The organism is Pandoraea faecigallinarum (assembly GCF_001029105.3).
Lineage (GTDB): Bacteria > Pseudomonadota > Gammaproteobacteria > Burkholderiales > Burkholderiaceae > Pandoraea > Pandoraea faecigallinarum.
The window spans coordinates 5,120,354-5,132,411 of the sequence record NZ_CP011807.3 but is presented as its reverse complement, the minus strand read 5'-3'; the positions used below and the strand labels follow the sequence as shown (position 1 = coordinate 5,132,411).

The following is a 12,058-nucleotide window of genomic DNA, read 5'->3' as shown; positions in this document are numbered from 1 at the left end:
TTAGATGGACAACCTTTCGCAAGAGCAGGCCGTGTCGCGCCACGCAGGCGCCATGCAGACCGATGGCGACGGTCAGGAATTTCTCGTCTTCACGCTGGGTGAAGAGGAGTACGGCATCGACATCCTGAAGGTGCAGGAAATCCGCGGCTACGACGCCGTGACGCGCATCGCCAACGCGCCCGACTTCATCAAGGGCGTGATCAATCTGCGCGGCATCATCGTGCCGATCGTGGACATGCGCATCAAGTTCCGGCTGGGCCGCGTGGAGTACGACACGCAGACGGTCGTGATCATTCTGAACGTGGCGGGTCGCGTGGTCGGCATGGTCGTCGACGGCGTGTCCGACGTGCTCACGCTCGCGCGCGGCGAAATCAAGCCGGCGCCCGAGTTCGGCGCGCAGCTGGCCACCGAGTACATCACGGGGCTTGGCACGGTCGAAGGCCGCATGCTGATCCTGATGGACATCGAGAAGCTGATGACCAGCGACGACATGGCGCTCATCGAGCGTCTGGCGAGCTAACTCAGGCCGACGCCATCGCGAGGCGACACCATTACAGACCATAACCCATTCACCCCAGTCCACGGAGACCGAGCACGTGCGCGATAACCAGCCCGTCACCCAGAACGAATTCGTCATCGGCGAGCATCAGTATCTGATCTCTCGGACGGATCTGAAGGGGCGGATCACGTATGCCAATCCCGCCTTCGTGGAGGTGAGCGGCTATTCGCGTGACGAACTGCTGGGCGCGCCGCACAACATCGTGCGCCATCCCGACATGCCGCCCGAAGCCTTCGGCGACCTGTGGGAGACGATCAAACGCGGCGACACGTGGACGGGGCTCGTCAAGAACCGTCGCAAGAACGGCGACTTCTACTGGGTGCTCGCGACCGTCACGCCGACGCTCGAAAACAACGCCGTGGTCGGTTACACGTCGGTGCGCGTGCGCCCGGCGGCCGGCGCGGTGGCGCAAGCCGAAACCATCTACGCACGATTCCGTAACGGGCAAGCGGGCAATCTGCGCATTCGCGGCGGACAGGTCGAGCGCGGCGGCATTGCGGCGCTTGCGCGTCGCGTGCGTCTGGATACGCTGCGCGCACGGCTGACCGGCATCATCGTGTTGGGGGCGATTCTGCTGGCGATTGTCGGCGGGCTGGGGCTTTGGGGCGTGTCGAGCAGCAACACCAAGCTCTTGCAGGTGTATCAGAACGGCATGGTGCCGGTGAGCACGCTCGGCGTCATCGGACAGAAGCTCGACCGCGACGTGCTGCTGGTTGCCGAGGCCGTGGGCAGCCCGAACCTCGATGCGATGAAGCGCGCCGGCGACGAAATTGCGGGCAGCCTCGACGACATCAACCGCCAATGGGCGGAGTACATGAAGACGGTCGACGCGAGCACGCGCTCGCAAGCCGAGCGCTTCGACGTGATTCGCCAGCGCTTCACGTCCGACGGTCTGCAAAAGACGGTCGAGATGCTGCGCGTGGGGTCCGCCGAAGGCGCGCAGCAGACGTACCTCGAAAAAGTGAAGCCGGCCTACGGCCCGATGCGCGACGAGCTCAACGCACTCACGCGCCTCGAACTCACACAGGCGACCGATCTGTATCAGCAATCGCAGAAGGAGCACACGCTCGTGCGCGCGGCCACCGCGGTTGCCGTGCTCGGCGGCATTGTCGTGCTGTTCGTGCTCGGCAGCATTCTGCGCCGCGCCATCAATCATCCGCTGCGCGTGGCGCTTGCGATGTCGAAGCAGATTGCCGCGGGCGATCTCACGGGTAAGGCCGAAGGCACCGGTCGCGACGAGATCGGCCAGTTGCTGTTCGGTCTCACGGTAATGAAGAACAGTCTGCTGTCCATTGTCTCGGACGTGCGTGAAGGCATCGAATCGATCAACATTGCCTCGCGCGAAATCGCCGCGGGCAACACCGATCTGTCGGCGCGCACCGAACAACAGGCCGCTTCGCTGGAGCAGACGGCATCGTCGATGGAACAGCTCACGGCCACCGTCAAGCAGAACGCCGACAACGCGAAGCAGGCGAGCGTGCTGGCCGTGAATGCCTCGGAGATCGCGGCGCGCGGCGGTCAGGTGGTCGGCAACGTCGTGGATACGATGCAGGGCATCTCGACGAGTTCGCACAAGATCGTCGACATCATCGGTGTGATCGAGGGCATTGCCTTCCAGACCAACATACTCGCGCTCAATGCCGCCGTGGAAGCGGCGCGCGCGGGCGAGCAGGGCCGTGGCTTCGCCGTGGTTGCGGGCGAAGTGCGCACGCTGGCGCAGCGCAGCGCGGCGGCTGCCAAGGAAATCAAGGTGCTTATCGAAGACTCCGTCGGACGCGTGGAAAACGGTTCGGCTCTCGTCGCGCAGGCCGGTCAGACGATGGACGAAATCGTGCAGGCCGTGCAGCGCGTAACGGACATCATGGGCGAGATCTCGGCAGCGTCGGCCGAGCAGTCGAGCGGCATCGAACAGGTCAATCGCGCCGTCACGCAGATGGACGAAGTCACGCAGCAGAACGCCGCGCTGGTGGAAGAAGCGGCGGCCGCGGCCGGATCGCTTGAGGATCAGGCGCATCGTTTGCGCGATGCGGTCTCCGTCTTCCGGGTCGGCGATGCGTTCCAGGCGGCATCGTCACCGGGCGTGCGCCACGCCATCGCGCAGCAGCACGCCACGGCGGCGCGTCAGGTCGCGCCGAAGCCGGCCAGCAGCGATGCAGGCCGCGCCGGTTGCCACGCACGGCTCGGCGGCGAGCGCCGCACCGGCACGCGCTGCCGCGGGCGGTGCCACACGCACGGCGACGCGTCGTGCGCAGACCAGTGCGCCGGCCACCGCCAGCGCACAGGAAGATGCTCAGGTGCTGCAACTCGCAGCACGTCGTGGCAAAGCACCGGCCGGCGAATCGACGGGCCCAACGTCGAACGCCAAGGCCAGTGACCCGGGTGACTGGGAAGAGTTTTAACGGTTCGCCGATGGCAAGCGTCTGGTTCGCGTCAAATCAACGTCGAGATTGTTGTGATGGATATACCGGCCACGGGCCGGTCTTCACGGGGTAGAGGTCGTTATGTTCAAGAATGTCACCATCCGGGCACGGCTCACGCTGGCGCTTGGACTCTTCATGGTGCTGCTGGTTGTCGGCGCTGCGGTGGGTCTCATCTCGTTGCGCCAGAGCAATGCGTCGTTGCAGGAAATTTACAGCAACGACATGGCGTCGGCGCGAGCGCTCGCCCAGACCACGATTTCGACGCAGGGCGCGCGCGTGACCCTGTCGCGTATCGAGTTCATCGCCGACCCGACCGAAATCAAATCGGCCATCGAAAGCGTTCGCAACAACCTGAAGAAGGCTGACGACTCGTGGGCCGCCTACGCCGCGCTGCCGATGAACGACAGCGAGAAGGTGCTGGCCGATGCGGTGATCGCCGCACGCGCCAAAGTCTCGAACGACGGCATCCTGCCAGCGCTCAAAGCCATCGAATCGGGCGACATTCCCGACTTCCATGCCAAGACCGTGATGGACGTGCCGCGACTGTTCGGCGACTACACGAAGGCGATGACGGCGCTGGCCGACTTGCAGGTGAAGAACGCCGAAGAGCGCTACGCAGCAGCCCAGGCGCGCTACACGATGGTGATGTGGATGGTCGGCATCGGTCTGGCGGTCGGCCTGCTCGTGGGCATCGTCACGCAGATCACGCTCACGCGTGCCATCGTCGGCCCCATCGACGACGCCATCAAGCACTTCGAGAAGATCGCCGGCGGCGACCTCACGGCACGCATCGAGGTGTGGAACGACACTGAGACCGGGCGTCTGTTCAAGGGCGTGAAGCACATGCAGGACAGCCTGGTGCGCACCGTCGCCGAAGTGCGCTCGGGCACCGAGTCGATCACGTCGGCCGCGCAGCAGATTGCCGCGGGCAATACCGATCTGTCGGCACGAACGGAACAGCAAGCCGCTTCGCTGGAAGAAACCGCATCGTCGATGGAGCAACTGACGGCCACCGTTCGTCAGAACGCCGACAACGCCCGTCAGGCGAGCCAGCTCGCCGTGAACGCCTCGGAAATCGCAACGCGTGGCGGTCAGGTGTCCGGTCAGGTCGGCGAAACGATGGACGGCATTTCGGCCAGTTCGAACAAGATCGTCGACATCATCAGCGTGATCGACGGGATTGCCTTCCAGACCAACATTCTCGCCCTGAACGCCGCGGTGGAAGCCGCCCGCGCGGGTGAGCAGGGCCGCGGCTTCGCCGTGGTTGCCGGTGAAGTGCGTACGCTGGCGCAGCGCAGTGCGGCCGCCGCGAAGGAAATCAAGGCGCTGATCGAAGACTCCTCGCGGCGGGTGCAGGACGGCACGGCGCTGGTCGCCCAGCAGGGCCACACGATGAACGAGATCGTGCAGGCGGTGAAGCGGGTGACGGACATCATGGGCGAGATCTCGGCGGCGTCCGCCGAGCAGTCGAGCGGCATCGAGCAGGTCAACCGCGCCATCACGCAGATGGACGAAGTCACGCAGCAGAACGCGGCGCTCGTGGAAGAAGCGGCGGCTGCGGCCGGCTCGCTCGAAGAGCAGGCCAACCGTCTGAAATCGACCGTTTCCGTGTTCCGCGTGGACGCCAGCCAGGTCGCAGCGGGCCATGCGGCCCCCGCGCTGGCGGCGCTGCCCGCGGCCCGTCCGGCTGCGGCGAAGAAGGCCGTTGCGCCGGCCGCGCCGGCACCCGCCGCCGCTCCGAAGGCGACCCCGGCACCGGCGCCGTCGGCCCAGCCGCGTCGACCCGCACCGGCAGCCGCGGCACCGGCCGCTTCGCGTACCGGCACCGACGACGCCAACGGCGATTGGGAAACGTTTTGATCGCGCATGAGGCATGACACGTAGGTTGCGACGTCGGCACGACCGCCGCAACCGCAATGGCAGCACGGCATCAACTTATAGGAACGGTGCACGCGCCTTTCCCCACGAAAGCAGGGTCGTCGGGAGTTCAGGGGCGCGTGTCGGCAAGTCGCAACAATCGGCAAGACAAAAGCCGTCGCGCCCGCCGCCTCCCGGGGCAGCGCCGCGCGCGGCAGGTGGTGGAGGGCCCACGTCATGATGCAGTTGAGTCTCAAGGCAAAACTCTGGTCGGCGCTCGCGCTGATGTGGCTGGGGCTTTTGATTCTCGGCGGCTGGGCTGCCTGGCATGAGCGCGGCACGATGATGTCGGAGCGGCGTGCGGCAGTGGAGAACGTCGTTACGAGCGCCGATGGCATCGTGCGCGATTACGCCGCGCAGGCGGCTGCCGGCAAGATCCCGGTGGAGGAAGCCAGGCAGCAGGCCATGGCCCGGCTCAAAACGATGCGCTATGGCGAGGGCGGCAACGGCTACGTGGTGATTTTCGACACGAAGCCGACCGTGCTCATGCATCCGACGCTCGCCGATCTCGTGAACAAGGATGTTTCCACCTACAAGGACACGAACGGCAAGCTGCTCTTCGTCGAGATGGCGCGCGTCGCCAGGGACAAGGGCGCGGGCTTCGTCGATTACTTCGGCCGCGTCGCGGGCAGCGACAAGCGTCTGGCCAAGGTCTCATACGTGAAGTACTTCGCCCCGTGGGACTGGGGCATGATGAGCGGCGTCTATGTGCAGGACGTCGACGACGCCTTCTACGCCACGCTCGTGCGCTTCGGCATTGCCCTGCTGCTCATCGGCGGCATCGTGACTGCGGCGATGCTCGTCATCATCCGCGCCGTGCATCGCAGCCTGGGCGGCGAGCCCGAGTACGCCTCGGAGATTGCGCATCGTATCGCCGGCGGCGATCTGCACAGCCACGTGAACGTGGCGCAGGGCGACACTCATAGCCTGCTCTACGCCATGCAGCGCATGCAGCACACGCTCGCCGGAACCATCTCCCAGATTCGTCAGGGCACCGAGTCGATCACGACAGCCGCGCACGAAATTGCGGCCGGCAATACCGACCTGTCGGCGCGCACCGAACAACAGGCCGCGTCTCTCGAAGAAACCGCGTCGTCGATGGAGCAACTGACCGCCACCGTTCGTCAGAACGCCGACAACGCCCGCCAGGCCAGCCAACTGGCCGTGAACGCCTCCGAGATCGCCTCGCGTGGCGGTGAAGTCTCGGGGCAGGTGGGCGCGACGATGGACGGCATTTCGGCCAGTTCGAACAAGATCGTCGACATCATCGGCGTCATCGACGGTATCGCATTCCAGACCAACATTCTCGCGCTCAATGCCGCGGTGGAAGCGGCACGCGCCGGCGAACAGGGCCGTGGTTTCGCTGTTGTTGCCGGTGAAGTGCGTACACTGGCGCAGCGCAGTGCGGCGGCCGCGAAGGAAATCAAGGCGCTGATCGAAGACTCGTCGCGGCGCGTGCAGGACGGCACGGCGCTCGTGGCACGTCAGCGTCAGACGATGGGCGAGATCGTGCAGGCGGTAAAGCGGGTGACGGACATCATGGGCGAGATCTCGGCGGCGTCTGCCGAGCAGTCGAGCGGCATCGAACAGGTCAATCGCGCCGTCACGCAAATGGACGAAGTCACGCAGCAGAACGCCGCGCTGGTGGAACAAGCCGCGGCGGCGGCCGGGGCACTGGAATCGCAGGCGCACGAATTGCGTGCAGCGGTGGCGGTGTTCCAGACGGGCGGCGCAGGCGCCGCGGGTGGCTCGCACGCGCTCGGCGCAGCGGGGGCGCCCGGTGCGCCAGGGGCGATGGGCCGCGAGCGCACGCCGCCGCTGGCTCGTGCTGCATGACGGGTGCGGCACACACGCGCAAGGCGAATTCGAACGGGTGGATCGCGGGCGGAAAGCAGGTCTGGCAGTTAAGACGTGGGCAGTTTAGTCGTGGAAATGGGGATCGGCGGGCAATCCGCGCCGTGACAAAGTGAGACACCATGAATGATTCGCGCAACACCTCGCATCTGACGCGTCGCGGAGCCGCCGGCTCCGACGGCGACGCTGGCTCGCGCAGCGCGGATTTCGCGCGCGCAAGCGGAGCCGCCCTGTCGGGCGAGCGCGACTTTGCCTTCTCGCTGGCCGACTTCGGCCGTATTCGCAACCTGATCTATCAACGCGCCGGGATCGCGCTGGCCGAACACAAGCGCGAGATGGTGTACAGCCGCATTGCGCGACGTCTTCGTGCGCTGGGCATGACGAGTTTCACCGAATACCTCGACATGCTCGAAGCCGATACCGGTGACAGCGAGTGGGAGTCGTTCACCAACGCACTGACGACGAACCTCACGTCGTTCTTTCGCGAGTCGCACCATTTCCCCCTGCTCGCCGATTTCGTGCGTAATCGCGCCAGGCCGATTTCGGTGTGGTGCTGCGCGGCATCGACCGGCGAGGAACCCTATTCGATTGCGATGACGCTGGTCGACACGCTCGGCTCACGCCCCAATGCGAGCGTGCTGGCGACCGACGTCGACACGCAGGTGCTCGCGCGCGCCTCGGCCGCCGTCTACAACGGCGAGCAGACCGGCAAGCTCACGCAGGAACAACTTCGCAAGCACTTTCTGCGCGGCACGGGCGCGAATGCCGGGAAGATCAAGGTGCGTCCCGAGTTGCAGCAACTGGTGACGTTCGAGCCGCTGAACCTGCTCGCGCCGTCGTGGCAGATCGGGGGGCCGTTCGACGTCATTTTCTGCCGCAACGTGATGATCTACTTCGACAAGGCGACGCAGGCGCGCATTCTGGAGCGCTTCGTTCCGTTGCTCAAGCCGGACGGACTGCTCTTCGCGGGACATTCGGAGAATTTCACTTACGTGAGCCGGGCGTTCCGTCTGCGTGGACAGACGGTATACGAACTGGCCGGTGCCGGTGCACGGGGAGCCTGACATGGCACAGCCACTGGCCGAAGCGCTGGCGACCAACCACTACTTCGACAACGCGTTCAATACCCAGGCGGTGAAGCTGCTGCCGTCGGAGTATTTCGTCACGACCGAAGACATCATGCTCGTGACGGTGCTCGGCTCGTGCGTCGCCGCGTGTGTGCGCGACACCGTGACGGGCATCGGCGGCATGAATCATTTCATGCTGCCCGACGATGGCGAGAGCGAGCGAGACCGTATACTCTCCGCGTCCATGCGCTATGGCGCGTATGCGATGGAAATGCTCATCAACGAGCTCATCAAGCTCGGTGCGCGGCGTGAGCGTCTGGAGGCGAAGGTCTTCGGCGGCGGCGCGGTGCTCGCGGGCATGACGACATTGAATATCGGCGATCGCAATGCGAACTTCGTGTTGCGTTATCTCGAGATGGAGCAGATTCGCGTGACCGCGCAGGATCTGCTCGGACCGCATCCGCGCAAGGTGTGCTTTTTGCCGCGCACCGGACGGGTGATGGTCAAGAAGCTGGGCGACCGGGGCGATCCGGCCATTGTCCAGCGCGAACAGGCGTACGCGCAGCGTTTGCGTGCACGCGAAGTACGGGGCTCCGTAGAACTCTTTGCGCCATCGGCCAGAAATGCCAAGCCTCGGCCGGGGCCTGACAACCGAAAAATGGAGGAGGCTTGAGCGAACCAATCAAAGTCCTGTGCGTGGACGATTCCGCACTCGTGCGCAGCCTGATGACCGAGATCATCAATGCACATCCGGACATGACCGTAGTGGCGACCGCACCCGACCCGCTCGTGGCGCGCGACCTGATCAAGCAACATAACCCCGACGTGCTCACTCTGGACGTCGAAATGCCGCGCATGGACGGGCTGGACTTTCTCGAGAAGCTCATGCGCCTGCGTCCGATGCCGGTGCTCATGGTGTCCTCGCTGACCGAACGCGGCTCGGAAGTGACGATGCGCGCACTGGAGCTCGGCGCCGTCGACTTCGTGACGAAGCCGCGCCTGGGCATTCGGGACGGCATGCTCGAATACGGCGAGATGATCGCCGACAAGATTCGTGCGGCCGCGCGTGCGCGGGTGCGCAGCGCCCCGCCGAAGAGCGCCGTACCGGCGCCGGTGGAAGCGGCGCCGATGTTGCGCAATCCGCTCGTCTCGACGGAAAAGCTGATTATCATCGGCGCGTCCACGGGGGGGACGGAAGCGATTCGCGAAGTGCTTGTGCCGATGCCCCCGGACGCCCCGGCGATCCTCATCACGCAGCATATGCCGGCGGGCTTCACGAAGTCGTTCGCGCAACGCCTGAACGGGCTTTGCCGCATTACGGTCAAGGAAGCCGAGCACGGCGAACGGGTATTGCCGGGCCACGCGTACATCGCGCCGGGGGGTGACACTCACCTGCAACTCTCGCGCAGCGGCGCGAACTACGTGGCGGTGCTCGATCCAGCGCCGCCGGTGAATCGACATCGGCCGTCTGTCGATGTATTGTTTCGCTCCGCTGCCGTCCATGCCGGGCGTAACGCCATCGGTGTGATCCTGACGGGCATGGGGCGCGACGGCGCGGCGGGTCTCGTGGAGATGCGCCGTGCCGGAGCCCACACGTTTGCCCAGGACGAGGCGAGCTGCATCGTGTTCGGCATGCCGCGCGAGGCCATAGCGATGGGCGGCGCGGAAGAAGTGGTGCCGTTGCATGAGATGGCCCGAAAAGTGCTTCATCAGGTCGCGAAATTCGGCGAACGCACGCAACGGGTATAGTTCGGTTTTTGGCGTTTTTTCGCCGTATGGTCCGCAACGATTTGCGTCCACACTCAGGGCACTGAGTGACGGCGGAAGTTGCCCCTGAATAGCGCCGGCCCCCTGCGGGGGACCGGCAGAATTGGAGTGATGATGGTTGACAAGAACATGAAATTCCTCGTCGTCGACGACTTTCCGACGATGCGACGCATTGTGCGAAACCTGCTCAAGGAGCTAGGTTTCTCGAATGTCGACGAAGCGGAAGACGGAGCGGCGGCGCTCGCCAAGCTGCGTGGCGGCAGCTTCGAGTTCGTGGTGTCGGACTGGAACATGCCGAACATGGACGGCCTGACGATGCTCCAGCAAATTCGCGCCGATCCGAACCTGAAGCACCTGCCGGTGCTGATGGTGACGGCCGAAGCCAAGAAGGAAAACATCATCGCTGCCGCCCAGGCCGGTGCGAGCGGGTATGTGGTCAAGCCGTTCACGGCGGCGACCCTCGATGAGAAGCTGGGCAAGATCTTCGAGAAAATGGAAAAAACGGGGGCCTGAACGTGACCCACGAGTCGAGCACTGAATGGCCGGGCGAGCCCGACGGCGCTTACGTGACCGGTGAGGCGGACCCGGCAGAGCGCATGCTCATGCGCATCGGGCAGTTGACCCGCATGCTGCGCGACAACCTGCGCGAACTCGGTCTGGACAAGCAACTGGAGCAGGCTGCCACGGCCATCCCGGATGCGCGCGACCGCCTGAACTACGTCGCCACCATGACCGAACAGGCGGCGGTGCGGGCGCTGACAGCCATCGAACTGGCTAAGCCCATTCAGGACCGCCTCGAAGCGGACGCCAATGCGCTCGATCAGCGCTGGGCCAAATGGTTCGACCAGCCGCTCGAACTCGAAGACGCGCGTCAGCTCGTCACCGAGACCCGCACTTACCTGCGCCGCGTACCGGACGACACCCGTGCGACCAACAACCATCTGATGGAAATCATGATGGCGCAGGACTTCCAGGATCTGACCGGGCAGGTCATCAAGAAGATCATGGACGTGGTGCAGGAAATCGAGAAGCATCTGCTCCAGACGCTGCTGGAGAACATGCCGCCGGAGAAGCGCAAGGAAGCCGAAGACTCGCTGCTCAACGGACCGCAGATCAAGAAAGAAGGCCGCAGCGACATCGTCGCCGATCAGGGGCAGGTCGACGATCTGCTCGCCAGCCTCGGATTCTGACCCACGGCCCTCACGCGGACGCTGTCACGAAATACCGCCCAATCCCACCTCTATTCCCCCCTTTGTGACTTGACGGTTACGGCCATAATCGGTCGCGATAGGGTGGGTTCGTCCGCCCGCAGTGGATAGGGCATGGCTGAGGAAAGCGATCTCGAAAAGTCGGAATCACCGACCCCCCGGCGCCTCGAGAAGGCGCGCGAGGAGGGTCAGGTCGCGCGTTCGCGCGAGCTTTCGACGTTCGCCTTGCTGGCCGCCGGTGTCGCCGGCATGTGGATGACGGCCGACCGTATCTCGCAAGGGTTCGCCCAGTTGATGCGTCATGGCATGCAATTCGAGCCGGGCACCGCGATGGACCCGCGCCGCATGCTCTCGTACGCCGCCCACTCGGGGGCTGACGCCCTCATGGTCATCGCACCGCTGTTCGGCGTGCTGGTGCTCGCGGCAATCGTCGCACCGATGGCACTCGGCGGCTGGCTTTTCACGACCAAGTCGCTCGCTCCCAACTTCGGCCGCCTCAACCCGCTCAAGGGGCTGGGGCGCATGTTCTCCACGCAGGGGCTGATCGAGCTGGTCAAGGCCGTTGCCAAGACCGTGCTCGTGGGGGCGGTGGCGTACTGGGCGATCGCACGCGACAAAGACGCAGTGATGGGCCTGATGACCCAGCCCCCGCGCGCGGCACTTCCCTATGTGGGCGAGATGATCGTGGTGTGCTGCGCGTTCATCGTGGCGTCGTTGCTGCTCGTCGCGGCCATCGATGTGCCGTATCAGATCTGGCAGCACTACAAGAAGCTGCGCATGACCAAAGAGGAAGTGCGTCAGGAAAACAAGGAAACCGAAGGCGATCCCCACGTCAAGGCGCATATTCGTCAATTGCAGCGCCAGGCGGCGCGCCGGCGCATGATGCAGGACGTGCCCAAGGCCGATGTGATCGTGACGAACCCGACGCACTTCGCCGTCGCTCTCGAATACAAGGACACCATGCGCGCGCCGCGTGTGCTCGCCAAGGGCACCGACCTGGTCGCGCAGCGTATCCGCGAGATGGGGGCGGAACATCGCATCCCGATCCTCGAAGCCCCGCCGCTCGCGCGCGCGCTGCACCGTCACGTGGAAATCGGTCACGAAATCCCGGCCACGTTGTACACGGCCGTGGCGGAAGTGCTGGCGTGGGTCTTCCAGCTTCGCCGCTGGCGCACCGAGGGAGGCATCGAACCAAGGATGCCGTCGGATCTGCCGGTGCCGGCCGAACTCGATGCGCCCCGGCGCCTCGGGCCGAAACGAGTGTAA

At 64.9% G+C, this 12,058-nt stretch carries 10 protein-coding genes; all 10 read left to right on the top strand.

Annotated features, from left to right (window positions below; all coding sequences use genetic code 11):
- The first annotated feature begins 4 nt into the window (after positions 1 to 4).
- The 10 genes from AB870_RS22590 (at position 5) to flhB (ending at position 12,058) form a co-directional block, all read left to right on the top strand.
- Complete coding sequence (locus AB870_RS22590; RefSeq protein WP_047906364.1) at positions 5 to 520, top strand: chemotaxis protein CheW; 516 nt, start codon at positions 5 to 7, stop codon at positions 518 to 520.
- 76 nt (positions 521 to 596) lie between these two features.
- Entirely contained in the window at positions 597 to 2,933 is a 2,337-nt protein-coding gene (locus tag AB870_RS27435) for a methyl-accepting chemotaxis protein (protein WP_053059497.1), read from the top strand.
- Positions 2,934 to 3,060: 127 nt separating this feature from the next.
- Entirely contained in the window at positions 3,061 to 4,839 is a 1,779-nt protein-coding gene (locus AB870_RS27430) for a methyl-accepting chemotaxis protein (RefSeq protein ID WP_047906362.1), read from the top strand.
- Positions 4,840 to 5,073: 234 nt separating this feature from the next.
- Positions 5,074 to 6,732 (top strand): methyl-accepting chemotaxis protein, encoded by a 1,659-nt coding sequence (locus AB870_RS22575; RefSeq protein ID WP_047906361.1) that lies wholly within the window; start codon positions 5,074 to 5,076, stop codon positions 6,730 to 6,732.
- A 140-nt stretch (positions 6,733 to 6,872) separates the two neighbouring features.
- On the top strand, positions 6,873 to 7,814 hold the full coding sequence (locus AB870_RS22570; RefSeq protein ID WP_157112407.1) for a CheR family methyltransferase: 942 nt from the start codon (positions 6,873 to 6,875) through the stop codon (positions 7,812 to 7,814).
- Between the two features lies 1 nt (position 7,815).
- Positions 7,816 to 8,490, top strand: a complete 675-nt coding sequence (gene cheD, locus AB870_RS22565; RefSeq protein WP_047906360.1) for a chemoreceptor glutamine deamidase CheD — start codon at positions 7,816 to 7,818, stop codon at positions 8,488 to 8,490.
- Positions 8,491 to 8,543: 53 nt separating this feature from the next.
- On the top strand, positions 8,544 to 9,566 hold the full coding sequence (locus AB870_RS22560) for a protein-glutamate methylesterase/protein-glutamine glutaminase (RefSeq protein WP_047908583.1): 1,023 nt from the start codon (positions 8,544 to 8,546) through the stop codon (positions 9,564 to 9,566).
- 132 nt (positions 9,567 to 9,698) lie between these two features.
- A complete protein-coding gene (gene cheY, locus AB870_RS22555; RefSeq protein ID WP_044457477.1) occupies positions 9,699 to 10,097 on the top strand; it encodes a chemotaxis response regulator CheY in 399 nt (132 codons plus the stop codon).
- A gap of 83 nt (positions 10,098 to 10,180) precedes the next feature.
- The gene (gene cheZ / locus AB870_RS22550) at positions 10,181 to 10,774 is read left to right on the top strand and encodes a protein phosphatase CheZ (protein ID WP_047908582.1); all 594 of its coding nucleotides are present in this window, start codon (positions 10,181 to 10,183) and stop codon (positions 10,772 to 10,774) included.
- A 132-nt stretch (positions 10,775 to 10,906) separates the two neighbouring features.
- Entirely contained in the window at positions 10,907 to 12,058 is a 1,152-nt protein-coding gene (flhB, locus tag AB870_RS22545; protein ID WP_047906359.1) for a flagellar biosynthesis protein FlhB, read from the top strand.